The sequence below is a fragment of the Pseudomonas sp. NFACC39-1 genome (assembly GCF_900110355.1).
Classification (GTDB): domain Bacteria; phylum Pseudomonadota; class Gammaproteobacteria; order Pseudomonadales; family Pseudomonadaceae; genus Aquipseudomonas; species Aquipseudomonas tehranensis.
Window position 1 is genome coordinate 32535 of the sequence record NZ_FODL01000010.1, and the last position, 21531, is coordinate 54065.

Here is a 21531-nt window from a genome sequence, read left to right on the forward strand (position 1 = left end):
ATGCAACGCTATTCGGGCTTCGGCCTCTTCAAACACTCTCTCAGCCATCATGAAAACTGGCAGCGGATGTGGCGCACGCCGACCCCGAAAAAGGTCTACGACGTGGTCATTGTCGGCGGTGGCGGGCATGGTCTGGCGACCGCCTATTACCTGGCTAAAGAACACGGCATCACCAACGTGGCCGTGGTCGAGAAGGGCTGGCTGGGCGGCGGTAACACCGCGCGCAACACCACCATCGTGCGCTCCAACTACCTGTGGGACGAATCGGCCCACCTGTACGAACACGCGATGAAACTCTGGGAAGGCCTGTCTCAGGACCTGAACTACAACGTGATGTTCTCCCAGCGTGGCGTCTACAACCTGTGCCATACCTTGCAGGACATTCGTGATTCCGAGCGTCGCGTCAGCGCCAACCGCCTCAACGGCGTGGACGGCGAGTTGCTTAACGCCAAACAAGTGGCCGACGAGATTCCGTACCTCGATTGCTCGAAAAACACTCGCTACCCGGTGATGGGCGCCACCGTCCAGCGTCGCGGCGGCGTGGCCCGTCACGATGCCGTGGCCTGGGGCTTTGCCCGGGCGGCGGATGCGTTGGGCGTGGACCTGATCCAGCAGACCGAAGTGATCGGTTTCCGTAAGGAAAACGGCGTGTGCATCGGCGTGGAAACCAACAAAGGTTTCATCGGCGCCAAGCGCGTCGGCGTGGTGACCGCCGGTAACTCCGGGCACATGGCCAAACTCGCGGGCTTCCGCCTGCCGATCGAATCCCACCCGCTGCAAGCGTTGGTGTCGGAGCCGATCAAGCCGATTATCGACAGCGTGATCATGTCCAACGCAGTGCACGGCTACATCAGCCAGTCCGACAAGGGCGACCTGGTGATCGGTGCCGGTATCGACGGTTACAACGGTTATGGCCAGCGTGGCTCGTACCCGGTGATCGAACACACGGTTCAGGCCATCGTCGAGATGTTCCCGGTGTTGTCCCGCGTACGCATGAACCGCCAATGGGGCGGCATCGTCGACACCACGCCGGACGCCTGCCCGATCATCTCCAAGACGCCAGTGCCGAACATGTTCTTCAACTGCGGTTGGGGCACCGGCGGCTTCAAGGCCACCCCGGGCTCAGGCAATGTCTTCGCTGCAAGCCTGGCCAAAGGTGAAATGCACCCGCTGGCCGCGCCGTTTTCCATCGACCGTTTCCACAACGGTGCACTGATCGACGAACACGGCGCTGCTGCCGTCGCCCACTAACAGGAGAAATCCCACATGTTGCATATCTTCTGTCCTCACTGCGGCGAACTGCGCTCCGAAGAGGAATTCCATGCATCCGGCCAGGCGCACATCCCGCGTCCGCTGGATCCGAATGCCTGCACCGACGAGGAGTGGGGCGACTACATGTTCTTCCGTGACAACCCGCGCGGGTTGCACCATGAGCTGTGGGACCACGTCGCCGGTTGCCGCCAGTATTTCAACGTGACCCGTGACACCGTGACCTACGAGATTCTGGAAACCTACAAGATCGGCCAAAAGCCGCAATTCACCGACAAGGCTGAGAGTCCGAAAGCGGCCGCGCAGGCTCTGGGAGAGAAGGTATGAGCCAGATCAATCGCCTGTCCAACGGTGGACGGATCGACCGCAACAAAGTGCTGAGTTTCACCTTCAACGGCCAGACCTACAAAGGCTTCGAAGGCGACTCCCTGGCTGCCGCACTGTTGGCCAACGGTGTCGACATCATCGGCCGCAGCTTCAAGTACTCCCGCCCGCGCGGCATCTATGCCGCCGGCGCCGAAGAGCCGAACGCGGTGCTGCAGATCGGTGCCACCGAAGCCACGCAGATTCCTAACGTGCGCGCCACGCAACAGGCGCTGTACCAAGGTTTGGTCGCCACCAGCACCAACGGCTGGCCGAACGTGAACAACGACATGATGGGCATTCTCGGCAAGGTCGGCGGCAAGCTGATGCCGCCGGGCTTCTACTACAAAACCTTCATGTACCCGCAATCGTTCTGGATGACTTACGAGAAGTACATCCGCAAGGCCGCAGGCCTGGGTCGCTCGCCGACCGAGAACGACCCGGACACCTACGACTACATGAACCGTCACTGCGACGTGCTGGTTGTCGGCGCGGGTCCTGCTGGGCTGGCTGCGGCATTGGCCGCGGCCCGCAGCGGTGCGCGGGTGATCCTGGCCGACGAGCAGGAAGAGTTCGGCGGCAGCCTGCTCGATTCCCGCGAGAGCCTGGATGGCAAGCCAGCGACCGAATGGGTGGCCGCTGTTGTCGCTGAACTCAAGTCGATGCCAGACGTGGTGCTGTTGCCGCGCGCCACGGTGAACGGTTACCACGACCATAACTTCCTGACCATCCACGAGCGCCTTACCGACCACCTCGGTGACCGTGCGCCAATCGGCCAGGTGCGCCAGCGCATCAACCGGGTCCGCGCCAAGCGCGTAGTCCTGGCAACCGGTGCCTGCGAACGGCCACTGGTCTACGGCAACAACGACGTTCCCGGCAACATGCTGGCCGGCGCGGTCTCCACCTACGTGCGCCGCTACGGCGTGGCGCCGGGCAAGAAACTGGTGCTGAGCACCAACAACGATCACGCCTATCGCGTGGCGCTGGACTGGCTCGACGCTAGCCTGCAAGTGGTGGCCATCGCCGACGCTCGCAGCAACCCGCGTGGTGCGCTGGTGGAAGAGGCGCGCGCCAAAGGCATCCGCATCCTCACCGGCAGCGCCGTGATTGAGGCCCGTGGCAGCAAGCGCGTCACCGGGGCCCGCATCGCCGCCATTGACGTCAAGGCGCACAAGGTCACCAGTCCCGGCGAATGGCTGGACTGCGATCTGGTGGCCAGCTCCGGCGGTTACAGCCCGGTGGTTCACCTGGCGTCGCACCTGGGCGGCAAGCCGATCTGGCGCGAAGACATCCTCGGTTTCGTACCGGGCGAAGCCCCGCAGAAGCGTGTGTGCGTCGGCGGCGTGAATGGCGTCTACAGCCTCGGCGATACCTTGGCCGATGGTTTCGAGGGCGGCGTGCGCGCGGCCACTGAAGCCGGTTTCAAGGCGGTCGAGGGCGTGTTGCCCAAAGCCCTGAGCCGTCAGGAAGAGCCGACCCTGGCGCTGTTCCAGGTGCCGCATGAAAAATCCACTGCACGAGCGCCGAAGCAATTCGTCGACCTGCAGAACGACGTCACCGCCGCCGCCATCGAACTCGCCACCCGCGAAGGCTTCGAGTCGGTCGAACACGTCAAACGCTACACCGCACTGGGCTTTGGTACTGACCAGGGCAAGCTGGGCAACGTCAACGGCCTGGCCATTGCGGCCCGCTCGCTGAACGTGAGCATCCCGCAGATGGGCACCACCATGTTCCGGCCGAACTACACGCCGGTGACCTTCGGCGCGATAGCCGGGCGGCACTGCGGGCACATCTTCGAACCGGTACGCTTCACCGCGCTGCACGCCTGGCATGTGAAAAATGGCGCTGAATTCGAAGACGTCGGCCAGTGGAAGCGCCCTTGGTACTTCCCGAAGAACGGTGAAGACATGCACGCTGCGGTCAAGCGCGAATGCAAAGCCGTGCGCGACAGCGTCGGCCTGCTGGATGCCTCGACCCTGGGCAAGATCGATATCCAGGGCCCGGACGCCCGCGAGCTCCTTAACCGCGTCTACACCAACGCCTGGACCAAGCTCGACGTGGGCAAGGCCCGCTACGGTTTGATGTGCAAGGAAGACGGCATGGTCTTCGACGATGGCGTGACGGCCTGTCTGGCGGATAACCATTTCGTGATGACCACCACCACTGGTGGCGCGGCGCGCGTGCTGCAATGGCTGGAGATCTATCACCAGACCGAATGGCCGGACCTGAAGGTGTACTTCACTTCGGTCACCGACCACTGGGCGACCATGACCCTGTCGGGCCCCAACAGCCGCAAGCTGCTGAGCGAGGTCACCGACATCGACCTGGACAAGGACGCTTTCCCGTTCATGACCTGGAAAGAAGGCCTGGTGGGTGGTGTACCGGCGCGGGTGTTCCGTATCTCGTTCACCGGTGAGCTGTCTTACGAAGTCAACGTGCAGGCCGACTATGCCATGGGCGTGCTCGAGCAGATCGTCGAGGCCGGCAAGAAATACAACCTGACTCCGTATGGCACCGAAACCATGCACGTACTGCGGGCCGAGAAGGGCTTCATCATCGTCGGTCAGGACACCGACAGCTCGATGACCCCGGACGACCTGAACATGGGCTGGTGCGTAGGCCGGACCAAACCGTTCTCGTGGATCGGCTGGCGTGGCATGAATCGCGAAGACTGTGTGCGTGAGGACCGCAAACAATTAGTGGGCCTCAAGCCGATCGACCCGAATGTCTGGCTGCCGGAAGGCGCACAACTGGTGTTCAACACCAAGCAGGCAATCCCGATGACCATGGTCGGTCATGTGACGTCCAGCTACGCTCACAACTCCCTGGGTTATTCATTTGCCATGGGCGTGGTCAAGGGCGGCCTCAAGCGGATGGGCGAGCGCGTCTTCGCGCCTCTGGCCGACGGCAGCGTGATCGAGGCAGAGATTGTTTCTTCGGTGTTCTTCGATCCGAAGGGGGATCGGCAGAATATCTAAAGGGACTTTGGTCCTGTGGGTGGGCAGTTACACCGCGTCGCCTGATTCGCGAGCAAGCCCGCTCCCACAGGATCGAAGTCGCCAAAGGAATTTGAGCCAGGCATCAATCCAATGTGGGAGCGGGCTTGCTCGCGAAGGCGGCAGGACAGTCACCACAAATGCCGGAACAACAAAATTCAAGACAGGTGCTCCACATGACCGCAGTCAACGTGTACCAACAACGCCCAACCACCGGGGCCAAGGCCGAGTCGTCGCTGCACCATGCCGACCTCGCCAGTCTGGTGGGCAAGGGTCGCAAGAACGCCGGCGTGACCGTGCGCGAGAAGAAACTCTTGGGCCACCTGACCCTCCGTGGCGACGGTCACGACCCGGCCTTCGCCGCAGGCGTGCACAAAGCTCTGGGCCTGGAGCTGCCGGGCGCGCTGACCGTCATCATCAAGGGCGAAACCAGCCTGCAATGGCTCGGCCCGGACGAGTGGCTGCTGGTGGTGCCCAGTGGCGAAGAATTTGCCGCCGAGAAAAACCTGCGCGAAGCCCTGGGCGACCTGCACATCCAGATCGTCAACGTCAGCGGCGGCCAGCAGATCCTCGAACTGTCCGGCCCGAACGTGCGTGACGTGCTGATGAAATCCACCAGCTACGACGTACACCCAAGCAATTTTCCGGTGGGTAAGGCCGTGGGTACGGTGTTCGCCAAGTCGCAACTGGTGATCCGCCACACGGGCGAAGACACCTGGGAACTGGTGATCCGCCGCAGCTTCTCCGATTACTGGTGGCTGTGGTTGCAGGATGCGGCGGCTGAGTATGGATTGAGCGTGCAGGCCTAACAACACGGCCTAAAGCCGGACACTTTTGTGGCGAGGGGATTTATCCCCGCTGGGCTGCGCAGCAGCCCTCAACCAGCCACCTTGGTGTATCAGGCCGATCGCATCAAGCTTTTTGGGGCTGCTTCGCAGCCCAGCGGGGATAAATCCCCTCGCCACAGAGTTCTGTGTTCGGCGGGGCTTATCCATAACAAACAGGAGTCACCGCAATGAGCCGCGCCCCAGACACATGGATCTTGACTGCCGACTGCCCCAGCGTGCTCGGCACGGTGGACGCGGTGACCCGCTTTCTGTTCGAGCAGGGCTGCTACGTCACTGAGCACCACTCCTTCGATGACCGGCTCTCGGGACGTTTTTTCATTCGCGTGGAATTTCGCCAGCCGGATGGCTTCGACGAGCAAAACTTCCGCAGCGGCTTGGCCGAGCGTGCCGAAGCCTTTGGCATGGTCTTCGAACTGACGCCACCCAACTACCGGCCCAAAGTGGTGATCATGGTCTCCAAGGCCGATCACTGCCTCAACGACTTGCTCTACCGCCAGCGCATCGGCCAGTTGTCCATGGACGTCGTGGCCGTGGTGTCCAACCACCCGGACCTCAAGCCGCTGGCCGACTGGCACCAGATTCCCTACTACCATTTTCCCCTGGACCCGAACGACAAGCCCTCCCAGGAGCGGCAGGTGTGGCAGGTGATCGAAGACACCGGCGCCGAGCTGGTGATTCTCGCCCGCTACATGCAAGTACTCTCGCCGGAGCTGTGCCGCAAACTCGACGGCAAGGCGATCAACATCCATCACTCCCTGCTGCCGGGTTTCAAGGGCGCCAAGCCGTATCACCAGGCCTACAACAAAGGCGTGAAACTGGTCGGCGCCACGGCGCACTACATCAACAACGACCTGGACGAAGGCCCGATCATCGCCCAGGGCGTGGAAGTGGTGGACCACAGCCACTACCCCGAAGACCTGATCGCCAAGGGCCGGGATATCGAAGGGCTGACCCTGGCCCGGGCGGTGGGGTATCACATCGAGCGAAGAGTGTTTCTCAACGCCAATCGCACTGTCGTTCTTTAGATTTTCGGGGCCGCTTCGCAGCCCATTCGCGAGCAAGCCCGCTCCCACAGGATGTGTGCCGGTATACAGGTCTTGGTTACACCAGAAAACCCATGTGGGAGCGGGCTTGCTCGCGAAGAGGCCCTTACAGACAACAAAGAAACAAGACACAAGCACTACCCGAGCAATCAACGCGCTGCCTGCCTGGGCAACGCAGTTCCACAAAAACAACAGCGAGGTGAAAGCATGTCTGGCAATCGTGGTGTCGTGTATCTCGGCAACGGCAAGGTCGAAGTACAGAAAATCGACTATCCAAAAATGCAGGACCCGCGTGGCAGGAAGATTGAACACGGTGTCATCCTGCGCGTGGTCTCCACCAACATCTGCGGCTCCGATCAGCACATGGTGCGCGGCCGCACCACCGCTCAGACCGGGCTGGTCCTGGGCCATGAAATCACCGGTGAAGTGATCGAAAAGGGCAGCGATGTCGAGAACCTGAAAATCGGTGATCTGGTATCTGTTCCGTTCAACGTGGCTTGCGGGCGCTGCCGTTCCTGCAAAGAGCAACACACGGGCGTCTGCCTGACCGTCAACCCGGCCCGTGCCGGCGGTGCCTATGGTTACGTTGACATGGGCGACTGGACCGGTGGTCAGGCCGAATACGTGCTGGTGCCGTACGCCGACTTCAACCTGCTGAAGCTGCCGGACCGCGACAAGGCCATGGAGAAAATCCGCGACCTGACTTGCCTGTCCGACATCCTGCCGACCGGCTACCACGGCGCCGTTACCGCCGGCGTTGGTCCTGGCAGCTCCGTCTACATCGCGGGTGCCGGTCCGGTTGGCCTGGCGGCTGCCGCTTCCGCCCGCCTGCTGGGTGCCGCTGTGGTCATTATCGGTGACGTCAACCCGATCCGCCTGGCCCACGCCAAGGCCCAGGGTTTTGAAATCGCCGACCTGTCCAAAGACACTCCGCTGCACGAACAGATCGCCGCGCTGCTGGGCGAACCGGAAGTCGACTGCGCCGTTGACGCTGTGGGCTTCGAAGCCCGTGGTCACGGCCATGAAGGCGTCAAGCACGAAGCTCCGGCCACCGTGCTCAACTCGTTGATGGGTGTGGTTCGCGTGGCTGGCAAGATCGGTATCCCCGGCCTCTACGTCACCGAAGACCCGGGCGCGGTCGATGCCGCGGCAAAAATGGGCAGCCTGAGCATCCGCTTCGGCCTCGGCTGGGCCAAATCCCACAGCTTCCATACCGGCCAGACCCCGGTGATGAAGTACAACCGCCAGCTGATGCAAGCCATCATGTGGGACCGCATCAACATCGCAGAAATCGTCGGCGTACAGGTCATCAGCCTGGACGACGCGCCTAAAGGTTACGGCGAGTTCGATGCAGGCGTACCGAAGAAATTTGTAATCGATCCGCACAAGATGTTCAGTGCGGCCTAAAGCGGTAGGCAAGACGGAAAAAGGGCGACAGTGATGTCGCCCTTTTTTATTTGTCTTGGCTGGCTTTGTGCAAAAAATGGGAGGTACAGAATGAGTGATCAACTCCCTTTGGTTAGTGTCAGTGTTCGTTTCTCGGTGTTCCCATATTGGTCTATTGTTTTCTCCACAGCATATACGCAGGTGTTTGAGGCTGAGCTTTCCAGTGCTAAGCCTTTCAGCAACAGGATATTGTCCCCATGGGCCCGCCCCGACCAGCCTGAACTGCTCACTTTATATTCGTAAGACCCTACCGGATCATTCGGCGAGGTATTTGGCAATGGAGTAGCTACTATCTCTTGTACAGAGGGGCAACTTGCTGCGTACACCGTATGAACGGTGCCTGGTAGCCCAGCGACGGACAGCATGCCAGCGAAAAAAAATTTGTTCATGATTCTCGTTCCTCGCTAGATTGAAGTTCAGATAATCATTTGATCAATAGGGCTGGACTACTCTCAATTGACAGCAGATCAGACAGATAGGAAATAACTGGACTGTCATTCATGACGCGATCATCGACTGGAGGGTCCGGTCATTATTCCGGCATCACTCTCGTAGCCTGCATGCCTTTGGCTCCCTGCTCGATTTCAAAGGAGACGGTTTGTCTCCCTTTCAAGGTTTTATAACCCTCCCCGGATATCGCCGAGTAGTGAACAAGCAATTCCTCGCCGCCTTTGCCGTAAGTAATGAAGCCATAGCCCTTCGCATCGTTAAACCATTTAACGGTTCCTTTGATTCGGTCGTTCATTTTATTGTCCTGTTTGCCCGAATGAATAAAGGCCTGGTTGCACATGACCTTGTTTTCGTTGACACAACGGGAGCTTAGGGGCGGCGAAAATCGTTGCCTACTGTCAGAGTTGACAGTGGGCAATACCGAGAGGAAATAACCGATTGCAGATGATATTCAGATGACGGTCATGAGGCGGTCATGCCAAGTTTTCAAGCATAGGAAGCGGATTCACATGCAAATCCCAGAGGAGGAACAATCCTCGCCCAACCCAGTCCAACGCTCGGTTTTGCACCGCCCCTCAGGGGCGGTTTTTTCAGGGTTCAGAGGATGTTCGGAATGAAGGTTTCACGTGGTTTTGCCCTGTCTTGCCTGCTGACGCTGGCAACCAGCCCGGCCTTCGCGCAGTTCAGCCTCAGTGATGCGGCCAATGCGGTGGCGGCGATGCAGGGCGATCAGCAGGGGAAGGGCGCGGTGGCAGCTGCGCCGCAAGCCGCCGGGTTACTCAATACCCTGGGCTCGGAGCTCAAGATCACCCCGGAACAGGCCATCGGCGGCGCCGGTGCGATGTTGGGGCTGGCGAAAAACCGGCTCAGCGAACCGCAATTTTCCGAACTGAGCAGAAGTGTGCCGGGCCTGGATCAGATCGCGGGCAACAACGCCATTGGTGGGCTGAATGGCTTGGGTGGCCTGGGCGGTTTGCTCGGTGGTGGGGCGGACAAAAACGCCTTGCTCGACGGCCTGCTGGGTAACGTCAAGGACACCCACGACCTGAACAACGCCTTCAGCGCGCTGGGCATGGACAGCGGCATGATCGGCCAGTTTGCCCCGGTGATCCTCCAATACCTCGGCCAGCAGGGCGTGGCCAGTTCGCTGCTGCAGAATCTGGGCGGCATCTGGGGCGCCGGCGCAGGCATCTGATCAGCCGCGCTCGCTGCGCAAGGCGGCGATGCGCTGATCTTTTTCGATCCAGAGCTGGTTCACCCAGTTCTGGACGTGCTGGCGAAACACCGGATCGTTTTCGTAATCACCTTGCCACAGCGCCGGGTCCAGCTCGCGGGTCTGGATGTCGATAATGACCTTCGGCACCGCACCGCTGATCAAATCCCAGAATCCCGGCGTCCGTTCCTGGGGGTACACCACTGTCACGTCCAGCACCGCGTCCAGTTGCTCGCCCAGCGCCGCCAGCACGAATGCCACGCCACCGGCCTTGGGTTTGAGCAGGTGGGTGAAGGGTGACTGTTGCTGTTGGCTTTTGGCGGTGGTGAAGCGTGTGCCTTCGAGGTAGTTCACCACGGTGACCGGTTGGCGCTTGAACAGCTCGCAGGCCTGACGGGTGATTTCCAGGTCCTTGCCGGCCAGTTCCGGGTTTTTTGCCAGGAAGGCCTTGGTGTAGCGCTTCATGAACGGGTAATCCAGCGCCCACCAGGCCAGGCCCAGGAACGGTACCCAGATCAGCTCTTTCTTGAGGAAAAACTTGAAGAACGGCGTACGCCGGTTGAGAGCCTGGATCAGCGCGGGGATGTCGACCCAGGACTGGTGATTGCTGATGACCAGATAGGAAGTGTCGCGGCGCAAGTCGCCACCGCCACGTATTTCCCAGCGGGTGGGGATGCACAGGGCAAAGATCAATTTGTCGATTTCGGCCCAGGTTTCGGCGATCCACATCACTGCCCACGAGGCGTAGTCGCGAAGACGCCCGGGCAGGACCAGTTTGAGCAACGCGAACACCATCAACGGCCCGAACAGCGCCAGGGTGTTGAGCAACAGCAGCAGGGTGACAAAACAGCCGGTGAGCAGGCGGCGCATAGATGACTCTTGCAAACAGGTGGGCGGGCCATGATAAGCAGCTTCGGGCGGCAGGCCAAATCGACATGGACGAATGTTTCACTTCGTCTGGCAGAGGCTGCATCGGCTTCTGTGGCGAGGGAGCTTGCTCCCGCTGGGCTGCGAAGCGGCCCCATTGCGACTGCTGCGCAGTCGAGCGGGAGCAAGCTCCCTCGCCACGGTTAGCGTTCAACCGAACGAATTGACGAGCCACGGTCTAAAATTCCGCTGCCCACCCTTACAAAGGAAGTCCATTACGTGAAATCCCTTCTTGCCCTGCTTTCCCTGGTGGCCCTGCCAGTGCTGGCCGCCGAGCCGACCCTGTACGGGCGCTACGAATACATCGCGCTGCCGGAAATCGGCGGTGAAGTGCTCAAGGCCAAGATGGACACCGGCGCCCTGACGGCCTCGCTGTCGGCCAAGGACATCGAAACCTTTACCCGCGACGGCGAGGACTGGGTGCGATTCCGCCTGGCGACCAAAGGCGCGAGCAACAAGCTCTTTGAGCATAAAGTCGCCCGCATCAGCAAGATCAAGACCCGTTCCGAGGAGGACGAAGACGACGATGAATCGGCTGCGCCCAGCAAACGTCCGGTGGTGGAGCTTGAAATGTGCCTGGGTGACGTCAAACGTACCGTTGAGGTCAACCTGACGGACCGCAGCAGCTTCAACTACCCGCTGCTGATCGGCGCCAAGGCCCTGCGTGAGTTCGACGCGGCGGTGAACCCGGCCCGACGCTATACCGCGGACAAGCCCGACTGCTGATTTCCCTGATTGACGTGCCCCCGGTGTTGGGGCACCGTTCCGGCAACTTTACTGTCGGGCGCGGACGCCATGCCTCACATTCTGATTGTCGAAGACGAAGCGGCCATTGCCGATACGCTGGTGTTTGCCCTGCAAGGAGAGGGTTTCGGCACCACCTGGCTGAGCCTCGGCGCCGCGGCGCTTGAGCATCAGAAAAACACCCCGGCAGACCTGATCATCCTCGACGTGGGCCTGCCGGATATCAGTGGGTTCGAGACGTGCAAAAATCTCAGACGTTTCAGCGACGTTCCGGTCATCTTTCTTACAGCCCGGGATGCTGAGATCGACCGGGTGGTGGGGCTGGAGATCGGGGCCGACGATTATGTGGTCAAACCGTTCAGCCCTCGGGAAGTGGCGGCAAGGGTCCGCGCGATCCTCAAGCGGGTCGCGCCGCGACCGTCCACCGATTTGGGCGCCGGGCTATTTCATGTCGACACCGAGCGGGTGCAGATCAACTATCGCGGCAAACCCCTGAACCTCACCCGCCACGAATTTCGCCTGTTGAACTGTCTGCTGGAGCAACCCGAGCGTGTGTTCAGCCGCGAACAACTGCTCGACGCCCTGGGTGTGGCCAGTGATGCCGGTTACGAGCGCAGCATCGACAGCCACATCAAGAGCGTGCGTGCCAAGTTGCGTCTGGTCAGGGCCGAGGCTGAGCCGATCCAGACTCACCGTGGCCTCGGTTACAGCTACAGCCCGGGGCATAGCTGATGTCGCTGGGCATCCGGATTTTCCTGGTGTATGTGCTGTTCATCGGTTTGACCGGGTATTTCGTCCTCAGCACGGTGATGGAAGAAATACGCCCCGGCGTGCGCCAGTCCACCGAAGAAACCCTGGTGGACACCGCCAACCTGATGGCCGAGATCCTGCGGGACGATTTCAAGGCCGGCACCCTCAACCAGAACCGCTGGCCGCAACTGCTCAAGGCTTACGGTGAGCGCCAGCCGGCGGCATCGATCTGGGGTTTGCCAAAGAATCAGGTCAACCATCGCATCTACGTCACGGACGGCAAGGGCATCGTGGTGCTCGACTCCAGCGGTGTGGCGGTGGGCCAGGACTATTCGCGCTGGAACGACGTCTACCTGACCCTGCGCGGACAGTACGGCGCGCGCTCGACCCGCAGCGTTGCCGATGATCCGACGTCTTCGGTGATGCACGTGGGCGCGCCGATTCGCGACAACGGCCGGATTATCGGCGTGGTCACCGTGGCCAAGCCCAACAGTTCGCTGCAACCCTATGTCGACCGCACCGAGCGGCGCCTGTTGGCGTACGGCGCCGGGTTGATCGGCCTGGGGCTGCTGTTGGGCGCCGTGCTGTCGTGGTGGCTGAGCGCGGCGTTGCGGCGTTTGACCGCTTATGCCGAGGCCGTCAGCCAGGGGCAACGGGTGGAGGTGCCGCATTATCGCGGCGGCGAGTTCGAACAACTGGCCGGAGCGGTTGAACACATGCGTACCCAGCTGGAAGGCAAGGCTTACGTCGAGCGCTACGTGCACACCCTGACTCACGAGCTCAAAAGCCCGCTGGCGGCGATCCGTGGTGCCGCCGAACTGCTCCAGAGCGACATGCCGACGGCCCAGCGCCAGCGTTTCGTCAGCAACATCGACAACGAAAGCGTGCGCATGCAGCACTTGATCGAGCGTTTGCTCAACCTGGCCCAGGTCGAGCAGCGACAGGGACTGGAAGAAAAGATTGCCGTACCGCTGGCGGCATTGATGGACGAACTGCTGGAAGCCCGCAGCGGCTGGATCGAAAGCCGGCAGTTGCGGATCGAGCGGCACATTGCTGTGGACCTGACATTGACCGGGGAGCCGTTTCTGTTGCGTCAGGCCCTGGGTAATTTGCTGGAAAACGCCCTGGACTTCACGCCCGTCAACGGGTTGTTGCGCATGAGTGCCGAGCGTGTCGGCAACCGTGTCGAGCTGCGGCTGTTCAATCAGGCCGAACCGATTCCCGACTACGCCCTGCCGCGCCTGAGTGAACGCTTCTACTCCCTGCCGCGCCCCGACAGTGGCCGCAAGAGCACGGGTCTGGGCCTCAACTTTGTGGAGGAAGTGGTGCAGTTGCATGCCGGGCAATTCAGTATTGGCAATGTTGAGGGTGGGGTTGAGGTGGTTTTGCGGTTGCCCTGAAACCGAGGCGCGGCCTTCGCGAGCAAGCCCGCTCCCACAAGGACTGCGCTGAACCTGTGGGAGCGGGCTTGCTCGCGAAGGGGCCCCTTCAGTCCCCACACAATCTCCACAATCTCTGCATAACCCCAGCACACAGCCACCCCAGACTCTCTCTCATTCGAACAGGGAGAGCCCCACATGAACCGCAGCCTCGCCATAAAACTGGGCATGATCGCCCTATTGATCCTCCTGCTGATGATCCCGTTGTTGATGATCAACGGCCTCATCGACGAGCGTCAGGAGCTGCGCGACGATGTGCTGCAGGATATCGCCCGCAGTTCCAGTCACAGCCAGCAACTGATCGGGCCGATGATCGTGGTGCCGTTTCGCAAGGATGTGCGGGTCTGGAACACCAACGAAAAGACCGGCGTGCGTTTCCTGGAAACCGTCGAGCAAAGCGGTGAGTTGTATTTTCTGCCGGAGCAATTGGACATCGACGGCCAGATACGCACAGAAACCCGTGCACGCGGGATCTACGAGGCGCGGTTGTTTCATGCCGACAACCGGATCGACGGCCACTTCAAGGTGCCTGAGCGTTTCGGCGTGGCCACCAAGGATTTTGCCGACTACCGCTTTGACGAGCCGTACCTGAGTGTGGGCATCAGCGACATCCGCGGCATCGAGAATGCACTGACCCTGACACTCAACCAGCAGACCGTCGATTTCCTGCCCGGCTCGCGGATCGGCTGGCTGGGGCAGGGCGTGCATGTGCCGCTGCCAATGGTCACGGCCCAGGGCAGCACTGAGTTGACCTTCGGTTTCGACCTGCGACTGCAAGGCACCGGTCAGTTACAGATTCTGCCGGTAGGTAAATCCACCCAAGTGCACCTGTCGGCCGACTGGCCGCACCCCAGCTTCATCGGCAACTACCTGCCTACCCAGCGCGACATCAATGAGCAGGGCTTCAGTGCCGACTGGCAGACGTCGTTTTTCTCTACCAACCTGCTGGAAACCCTGCAAGCCTGCGAGCCAAGCGATGGCTGTGAAGCGTTTCGCAGCCGTGCCTTTGGTGTGAGTTTCATCGACCCGGTGGACCAATACCTCAAGAGCGACCGGGCGATCAAATATGCATTGCTGTTCATAGCGCTGACGTTTGCCGGGTTCTTTCTCTTCGAAGTGCTCAAGAGCCTGGCGGTGCATCCGGTCCAGTACGCCTTGGTGGGTGTGGCGCTGGCGTTCTTTTACCTGTTGCTGCTGTCCCTGTCGGAACACATCGGTTTTGCCCTGGCGTATCTGGTATCAGCCAGCGCCTGTGTGCTGCTGATCGGGTTCTATGTCTGCCATGTGTTGCGCAGCGTGAGCCATGGTTTGGGGTTTTCGGCGGGGTTGGCGGGCTTGTACGGTTTGCTCTATGGATTGTTGAGTGCCGAGGACTACGCCTTGCTAATGGGTTCGCTGTTGCTGTTCGGTCTGCTCGGTGTGTTCATGGTCTTGACCCGTAAGCTGGACTGGTACCGGGTCGGAGCGAAGCCGGCGGCGATGACGTTCGATCTGGGAGAGGTGAAATGAGTCGGTCGCTGGGGTTGCGCGAAGATCGTCGGCAGGGAGCGATGTTAGTGGCGCTGATTGCCGGGTTATTTCCTTTAGATATGTGTCGGCCCGTTCGCGAGCAAGCCCGCTCCCACAAGGTCTGCGTTGAACCTGTGGGAGCGGGCTTGCCCGCGAAGAGGTCAGTACAGTCACCACAAAGTTAGACCCTGGGCACTGTCTCGACCATCGAAGGCCGCAAGCTTACTTCGGCAAACCACGCTGCCAATTGGGGATTGGCCTTGCGCCATTCCAGATCGGGATGGCGCAGGTCCAGGTAACCCAGGGCGCAGGCCACACTGATGGACGCAATGTCGAAATGGCAGGCCAGTTCGGCTATTGCCTCGGCTTCGAGCATGCCCAGGGCGCGGCGGATCTTGTCCCGTTGCGCATCGAGCCACTGGGCCCAGTGTTTTTCTGAAGGTCGCAGGGCGGTTTCGTAGCGAATCATCACCGCGGCATCCATGATTCCGTCAGCCAGGGATGCCAGGGTCAGGCGTCGCCACCGGGCTGCGCCGTCCCGGGGGATCAGCGGATTGCCGACGTGCTGGTGGTCGAGGTAGTCGAGGATGACGCGGCTGTCATGGATCACCGTTCCGTTGGCCAGGCGCAGGGCCGGGATCTTGCTCAGGGGGTTGTCATCCATGAGCGCCGGATCCGGTTTGACCGGCGTAAGCTGGCTGAGCTGCAAGGCCACGCGGTCCTGCTGGCCGGTTTCGTGCAACAGCACCAGGACCTTGCGCACGAAAGGTGAAGCGGGGTTGTGGAACAACGTCATGCTGGGAGCCGACATGCAGGTATCCTCGATTGGCGGGCAAGAGCTTAGCCTAGACAGTTCCAAGGCGGCCGGCGAGGCCGATTGGATGCCAGTGTGGGAGCGAGCCTGCTCGCGATAGCGCAGTGTCAGTCGATATCAATGTGACTGGTTCACCGCCATCGCGAGCAGGCTCGCTCCCACATTGGGGCCGCGTCGGGCTGAATTTATCTGCGTTTGATCAGCCCCCAGGCCCCCAGCACCGTCGGTATCCCCAGCCCCACCCAGCTCACGGCATCCCAGGCCCCGTCGCCCAGCAATGCTGAAAACAAGCCCGCCGCGCTCAGCACGCCGATCGCCACGGGTATACCAAACACTTTCCAGAAACTCGACTGCCGGGGCCTCACGAGACCACCTGCGCTGCGACCGCTGCGCGCTTGGCCGCTTTGCGTCGCACGACCCACAGGTAGACGCCGCTGCCGAGGACGATGATGGTCAGCACGTCCAGGGTCGCCCAGAAAATCTGCATCGGCCGACCGCCGTAGTCGCCGAAGTGCAGCGGCAAGGACAGGCTCATCATATCCATGTACCACGGCCGTTCAGCCACGGCGGTGACGTCCAGAGTGCTGGCATCGATCAATACGGGTGTCAGCAGATGGGAGGTCAGGTGGGTGTCACCCTTCATGAACACGCTGTAGTGGTGTTCGCTGGAAAACAGCGTACCGGGGAAGGCGATGAAGCTGGGTTCCATGCCCGGCGCGACCTCTTTGGCGATGTCCAGCAAGCGGGTCGCCGGGGCCAATTGCGTCAGCGGTGGGGCGTCGCGGTAGGGCTCGACCATGGCGCTGAGGCTGTCATTGCGCCAGGCGGCGATGATCAGGTCGGCGCAGGCAGCGATGACGCCGGTTACGCCCACCGTGAGCGCCCAGACCAGCGTGACCACGCCGATCAGATTGTGCAAATCGAGCCAGCGTAGGCGCGTGGATTTGTCCTGGCGCACCGTGGCGAATTTGAGGCGGCGCATGAACGGCAGGTACAACACCACACCGGAAACGATGGCGATCACGAACAACAGGCCCATGAACGCCAACAGCAACTTGCCTGGCAAGCCGGCGAACATGTCCACATGCAGGCGCAGCATCACCATCATGAAACCGCCGTTGGCCGAGGGCATTTCCAGGGCCTCGCCGGTGCGGGCATCGAGCATGAACGTGTGGGAGGAATTGGGTTCGGTGCCCGGCGTCGGCGCCATGATGGTGATGACACCGTTGGGATCATCCTCGTCCCAGCCAAAATACTGGACCACCTCACCGGGGCGATGGGCCTTGGCTTTTTCCACCAGTTGCGCAAGGTCCAATTGCGGGGTGTCGGCCGGCATCTCCCGAAGCTCGGGGGCGTCGCCCAGCAAATGCTCGATTTCGTGATGAAAAATCAACGGCAGCCCGGTGATCGCCAGCATCAGCAGAAATACCGTGCAGATCAGGCTGGTCCAGGTGTGGACGAAGGACCAGCGGCGGATGGTTTTGCTTTTCATGATTGATCCGAATGCAAAAAGGGCCACAGGTGGCCCTTCAAAAGGTTTGCGCAAATGCTAACCGTTTACCATTTGTAATTCACGCTGGCGACGACGCTGCGTTGGTCGCCGTAGTAGCAGTAGAAACCGTCACACGTGGACAGGTAGTCCTTGTTGAAGACGTTTTTTGCATCCACCGCCACTGAGACACCTTTGAGCGAGTTGTTCAGGCGACCCAAGTCGTAATGGGCCGAGGCGTCATACACGGTATAGGAACCGACATGTCCCCAGTCGGTGTTGGTGGTGTTGCCATAGGTATCGCCGACGTAACGCACACCCGCACCGACACCAAAGCCGTCCAGCGGGCCGTTGTGCCAGGTGTAATCGGCCCACGCGGTAGCTTGGTGACGCGGCACCTGGGCCATGCGTTTGCCTTCTTCAGCCGCGGTGCCTTTGGTGATTTCGCTGTCGTTGTAGGTGTAGGAGCCGACCAGTTTCAGGTTTTCGGTCACATCGCCCGAGGCTTCCAGTTCCAGGCCGCGAACGCGCACTTCGCCCACCTGGCGGGTCACACTGTTTTCGGTGACGGAGTTGTTTTTCTGAGTCAGGTCGAACACCGCCGCCGTCAGCAGGGTTTTGGTACCGGGCGGCTGGTACTTGATGCCCGCTTCGTACTGCTCGCCTTCGGTCGGCTTGAATGCATCGGTGCTGTTGACGTTGGTGCCGGCTGCTGCCTGGAAGGACTGGGCGAAAGAAATGTACGGCGTCACGCCATTATCGAAGACGTAGCTCAGCGCCGCGTTGCCGCTGAATTTCTTGTCGCGCTGGGTGTTGGTTGCACCGGCCTGGTTGTGGAACTCGGTGCCGGTGTGGATCCAGTCTTCACGACCACCAAGGGTCAGGCGCCAGTTGTCCAGGGCGATCTGGTCTTGGACGTAGAGACCGGTTTGCTGGGTCTTCTGGTTGTAGTCGTACATGGTGAAATACTGAACGTTGGAAAAATCCTGTCCGTAGATCGGGTTGTGGATATTGCTGGCCGGTACGCCGGTCGAGCCCCACAGCCAGCGCGAGTTGCTGTTGGAGCGCTGGTGATCCAGGCCCAGCAACAAGGTGTGGCTCAGGGCTGCGGTTTGGAAGTCGGCCTGGAAGTTGTTGTCCACGGCGAACTGACTGACGTCTTCATCGACGATACCCGCTGTTCGCTGCACGGTTCCGTCGGCGCTGACCGCTTCGTCGGGGCCGGCCGGCCAGATCTGCCCGCCCGCTGTGACACCCTGAAACTCCAGGTCACTCTTGGTATAGCGCAGGTTCTGGCGGAACTGCCAGGTGTCGTTCAAACGATGTTCAAACGCATAACCGAGGGCGTAGTAGGTGCGGTCGTAGAATTCCCAGTCCGGGTCACCCAGGTTTTTGTGGTGGGAAATCTTGCCGGCCGGCGACGACAGCCTGGTGCCTTGCAGCGGCAGGAATTGCCCGGTGATGCCGGTGTCGTCGCGGGTGTATTGAGACAGGAATGTCAGGCGGGTGTCGTCGTTGATGTTCCAGGTCAGGCTTGGGGCGATGTTGTAGCGTTTGTCCGGGATGTGATCGACCTGGGCGTTGCTGTCGCGCACCGTGCCGCTGACCCGATACAGGAACTGGCCTTCGTCATCGACCTTGCCGGTGCTGTCGAAGTTGATCTGCTTGTGTTCGTAGCTGCCGGCTTGCAGTTCGACCTCGTGACTGCTTTCAGCTTGCGGGCGACGGCTGACCATGTCCAGCATGCCGCCGGGTGGCGTCTGACCGTAGACCGAAGACGCTGGGCCACGCAGCACGGCGATGCGTTCGAGGTTCCAGGGCTCGATTTTCGGCGTGACGTAGTTGCCTTTGGGCAGCGGCAGGCCATCGAGGAACTGCGTCGGTACAAAGCCGCGTACCAGCAACCAGTCGTTGCGTGAGTCCGAGCCGTAGCCGCTGCTCTGCACGCCAGCGGTGTAGCGCAGGGCGTCATTGAGGTTGAGGACCGAGCGATCTTCCATCTGCTGGCGTGTGACCACGGAAACCGAGCGCGGCAGTTCGACAATCGGCGTATCCGTCTTGGTGCCGGCCGCCGTGCGGGTGGCGACATAGCCGTCGGTCGGACCCCACGCGGTTTCGCTGAGGCCGGCGCCGATCACGCTGGTTTCCGGCAAAGCCATTACGCCCTCGGGCACGGCCACCAGGCTGTAGGTGCCGGCGCTGCTTTGTTGCAGTTGAAGGCCGGTGCCGCGCAAGGCCTCACGTAATGCGCCAATGGCATCGAACTGGCCCTGGACCGGTGCCGAGGTTTTGCCCGAGGCCAGGGACGGGGTCAGACTCAGGGCGAGCCCGGCCTGACTGGCGATCTGGTTCAGGGTGCTGGCCAATGGCGCGGCGGGCAGGTTGTAGGTGCGCACGCTCGTGGCTTGTTCGGCGGCCAGCAACGGGCCGCTGACCAACGGGGCGGCAAAAGCGATGGCAACGGCCAACAGACTGGGGCGCAACAGGGTGTCTAGCGGGCGGGACATACGGCGGCTCCTGAATGGAAATATTTCTCAATTGCCTTGGTGCCGGATGAAAATTCAAAAGTGATAGGGCTGGATGAAAATAATTTAGATTCAGATTGTGGGTGAGGTGTCCAACGGGTCTTCGGATCGGGACGGCTTCATCGCGAGCAGGCTCGCTCCCACATTTGATCTTCAGTGAACCCCTGTGGGAGCGAGCCTGCTCGCGATGGCGCCCTCAAGGCTTAGTCTCGACCCTCGGCCCCACCACCACCCACCAGCGCGTGTGATGCTCGACCTGCACCGGCAAGGTCGGGAGCAGGGCGCTGAGTGCCAGATCGGTGTTGTGCAGCGGGAAGCTGCCAGTGATGCGCAGGTCTGCCACTTGTGGCTCGACGCCCAGGTAGCCGCGACGATAGCGCCCCAGCTCATGGACCAGGTCTTCGAGGCGGGCGTTGTCCACCACCAGCATGCCGCGGGTCCAGGCATCGGCGCCTGGACTGAGGGCCATCGTCGGCCCGAGACCGTCGCGGCGCATCAACACCTGCTGGCCTTCACGCAGGATCTGCTCTTCGTCGGTGGCCTGTGGATGCGCCGCCACCGCCGACTTCAACACGCTCAAGCGTGTGCCTTCTGCTTCTCGCTTGACCAAAAATCGGGTGCCCAGGGCGCGCATGTTGCCTTCGCGGGTTTCAACGATAAACGGACGCGGATCGTTGTGGCCGGTTTCCACCAGGATCTCGCCTTCTTGCAGGACAATGCGTCGCTGCTTGTCATCGAAACGCACGTCCAGCGCACTGTGGGTGTTGAGGTTGATCAACGTGCCGTCCGCCAGGCGCAGGGCGCGTTGCTCGCCGGTGGCGGTGCGCTGGTCGGCCAGCCAGTAATCCAGCGGCAAGTAACCATCCCCGGCAAACAACGCCAGGCCGATCACTGCAACAATGCTGGCCAGGCTGCTGCCGAGCTTGCGCACCCGGCGACGAATGTTTGCTCTGGATTGCAACAACGCGGCTCGCCCAGGGCCATTGGCGACACTGAAGCGTTGGTCGAGCATGCCCAGTTGCCGCCAGGCCCGGGCATGTTCTTCGTCGGCGGCATGCCATTGGGCGAACGCTTCACGCTCCTGGGCGCTACCGCCGCCTGAGTCCAGGGACAGTTGCCAGGCAATGGCCGCATCCAGAACCCCGGTCGAGACGGGTTTGGAAGAAGGCGTGCTCATGTCGGCTCACCATAAAGGGCGATGTAGCACTGGCGCATGCCCTGGGCCAGGTACTGCCGCACCCGGGGCACGGAAACCCCCAGGCGCTCGGCGATTTCTGCATGGCTGAGGCCATCGAGGCGGTTATAAAGAAAAGCAGCGCGGGCCTTGCTCGACAATTTGCCAAGCAGCCGATCAATCGCCTTGAGGTCTTCGAGGATCAGTTGCTGTTCTTCCAACGACGGCTGTTCGTTTTCCGGGATCAGCATCAGCTCGGTGAGGTAGGCCTGCTCCAGCGCTGCCCGACGGAAATAATCGAACAGCAGTCCCTTGGCGATCGCCACCAGAAACGCCCTGGGCTCCCGGGGCGCTGTCAGTTCCTCCCGGCCCAGCAGGCGCACGAAGGTGTCCTGGCTCAGATCTTCTGCCCGCTGTGGGCAGGCCACGTTGCGGCGCAGCCATGCCAATAGCCACCCGCGATGGTCACGGTACAACGCACCAACCAGATCACTGTGGGGGCTTGGGACTGACGACACGAAGCATCACCGAC

Annotated in this window: 20 protein-coding genes; 11 read left to right on the forward strand and 9 right to left on the reverse strand. The window is 61.2% G+C overall.

Translation table 11 applies throughout. The features are described 5' to 3' along the window. The 6 genes from BMY45_RS20510 to fdhA all read left to right on the forward strand — a co-directional run bounded on the left by BMY45_RS20510 (position 1) and on the right by fdhA (position 7926). Positions 1-1251, forward strand: coding sequence for a sarcosine oxidase subunit beta (locus BMY45_RS20510; protein WP_003177603.1), 1251 nt, complete (start codon positions 1-3; stop codon positions 1249-1251). A gap of 15 nt (positions 1252-1266) precedes the next feature. Beyond that, positions 1267-1596, forward strand: a complete 330-nt coding sequence (locus BMY45_RS20515; RefSeq protein WP_092400761.1) for a sarcosine oxidase subunit delta — start codon at positions 1267-1269, stop codon at positions 1594-1596. After that, positions 1593-4610: a sarcosine oxidase subunit alpha gene (locus tag BMY45_RS20520; protein ID WP_092400764.1), complete on the forward strand. Its 3018-nt coding sequence runs from the start codon at positions 1593-1595 to the stop codon at positions 4608-4610. Before BMY45_RS20515 ends, BMY45_RS20520 begins: the two co-directional genes overlap by 4 nt. Before the next feature lie 194 nt (positions 4611-4804). Then, the gene (locus BMY45_RS20525) at positions 4805-5437 is read left to right on the forward strand and encodes a sarcosine oxidase subunit gamma (protein ID WP_092400767.1); all 633 of its coding nucleotides are present in this window, start codon (positions 4805-4807) and stop codon (positions 5435-5437) included. A 206-nt stretch (positions 5438-5643) separates the two neighbouring features. Then, the gene (purU, locus tag BMY45_RS20530) at positions 5644-6501 is read left to right on the forward strand and encodes a formyltetrahydrofolate deformylase (protein ID WP_014340578.1); all 858 of its coding nucleotides are present in this window, start codon (positions 5644-5646) and stop codon (positions 6499-6501) included. Positions 6502-6726: 225 nt separating this feature from the next. Next, the gene (gene fdhA / locus BMY45_RS20535; protein ID WP_092400770.1) at positions 6727-7926 is read left to right on the forward strand and encodes a formaldehyde dehydrogenase, glutathione-independent; all 1200 of its coding nucleotides are present in this window, start codon (positions 6727-6729) and stop codon (positions 7924-7926) included. Between the two features lie 98 nt (positions 7927-8024). Here fdhA and BMY45_RS28255 read toward each other — a convergent pair whose 3' ends face one another. Continuing rightward, positions 8025-8354 carry a hypothetical protein gene (locus tag BMY45_RS28255; RefSeq protein WP_143071678.1) on the reverse strand — a complete coding sequence of 110 codons (330 nt, stop codon included), beginning with the start codon at positions 8352-8354 and terminating at the stop codon, positions 8025-8027. A gap of 143 nt (positions 8355-8497) precedes the next feature. Then, positions 8498-8710 carry a cold-shock protein gene (locus BMY45_RS20540; RefSeq protein WP_092401001.1) on the reverse strand — a complete coding sequence of 71 codons (213 nt, stop codon included), beginning with the start codon at positions 8708-8710 and terminating at the stop codon, positions 8498-8500. 318 nt (positions 8711-9028) lie between these two features. On the opposite strand from BMY45_RS20540, the gene BMY45_RS20545 reads away from it, so the two are divergent. After that, positions 9029-9610, forward strand: coding sequence for a DUF2780 domain-containing protein (locus tag BMY45_RS20545; protein WP_092400773.1), 582 nt, complete (start codon positions 9029-9031; stop codon positions 9608-9610). On the opposite strand, the gene BMY45_RS20550 is transcribed toward BMY45_RS20545, so the two are convergent. Next, complete coding sequence (locus BMY45_RS20550; protein WP_092400776.1) at positions 9611-10498, reverse strand: acyltransferase; 888 nt, start codon at positions 10496-10498, stop codon at positions 9611-9613. Positions 10499-10774: 276 nt separating this feature from the next. Here BMY45_RS20550 and BMY45_RS20555 point away from each other — a divergent pair, with 276 nt between their 5' ends. From BMY45_RS20555 to creD, 4 genes are all read left to right on the forward strand, one after another. Then, positions 10775-11281 carry a retropepsin-like aspartic peptidase RloA2 gene (locus tag BMY45_RS20555; protein WP_092400779.1) on the forward strand — a complete coding sequence of 169 codons (507 nt, stop codon included), beginning with the start codon at positions 10775-10777 and terminating at the stop codon, positions 11279-11281. A gap of 69 nt (positions 11282-11350) precedes the next feature. After that, complete coding sequence (gene creB / locus BMY45_RS20560; protein ID WP_092400782.1) at positions 11351-12031, forward strand: two-component system response regulator CreB; 681 nt, start codon at positions 11351-11353, stop codon at positions 12029-12031. Next, positions 12031-13449, forward strand: coding sequence for a two-component system sensor histidine kinase CreC (creC, locus tag BMY45_RS20565; RefSeq protein WP_092400785.1), 1419 nt, complete (start codon positions 12031-12033; stop codon positions 13447-13449). Before creB ends, creC begins: the two co-directional genes overlap by 1 nt. 177 nt (positions 13450-13626) lie before the next feature. Further along, entirely contained in the window at positions 13627-14997 is a 1371-nt protein-coding gene (gene creD / locus BMY45_RS20570) for a cell envelope integrity protein CreD (RefSeq protein ID WP_092400787.1), read from the forward strand. Between the two features lie 181 nt (positions 14998-15178). Here creD and BMY45_RS20580 read toward each other — a convergent pair whose 3' ends face one another. The 6 genes from BMY45_RS20580 to BMY45_RS20605 all read right to left on the reverse strand — a co-directional run bounded on the left by BMY45_RS20580 (position 15179) and on the right by BMY45_RS20605 (position 21517). Continuing rightward, positions 15179-15808: a glutathione S-transferase gene (locus BMY45_RS20580; RefSeq protein ID WP_092400792.1), complete on the reverse strand. Its 630-nt coding sequence runs from the start codon at positions 15806-15808 to the stop codon at positions 15179-15181. Positions 15809-15996: 188 nt separating this feature from the next. Beyond that, on the reverse strand, positions 15997-16176 hold the full coding sequence (locus BMY45_RS20585) for a hypothetical protein (protein WP_092400795.1): 180 nt from the start codon (positions 16174-16176) through the stop codon (positions 15997-15999). Beyond that, the gene (locus BMY45_RS20590; RefSeq protein ID WP_092400798.1) at positions 16173-17303 is read right to left on the reverse strand and encodes a PepSY-associated TM helix domain-containing protein; all 1131 of its coding nucleotides are present in this window, start codon (positions 17301-17303) and stop codon (positions 16173-16175) included. The genes BMY45_RS20585 and BMY45_RS20590 overlap by 4 nt, the downstream gene beginning before the upstream one ends. A gap of 65 nt (positions 17304-17368) precedes the next feature. Then, the gene (locus tag BMY45_RS20595) at positions 17369-19807 is read right to left on the reverse strand and encodes a TonB-dependent siderophore receptor (RefSeq protein WP_092400801.1); all 2439 of its coding nucleotides are present in this window, start codon (positions 19805-19807) and stop codon (positions 17369-17371) included. 214 nt (positions 19808-20021) lie between these two features. Continuing rightward, positions 20022-21002: a FecR domain-containing protein gene (locus BMY45_RS20600; protein ID WP_092400804.1), complete on the reverse strand. Its 981-nt coding sequence runs from the start codon at positions 21000-21002 to the stop codon at positions 20022-20024. Beyond that, positions 20999-21517: an RNA polymerase sigma factor gene (locus BMY45_RS20605; RefSeq protein ID WP_092400806.1), complete on the reverse strand. Its 519-nt coding sequence runs from the start codon at positions 21515-21517 to the stop codon at positions 20999-21001. Before BMY45_RS20605 ends, BMY45_RS20600 begins: the two co-directional genes overlap by 4 nt. Positions 21518-21531: the final 14 nt, after the last annotated feature.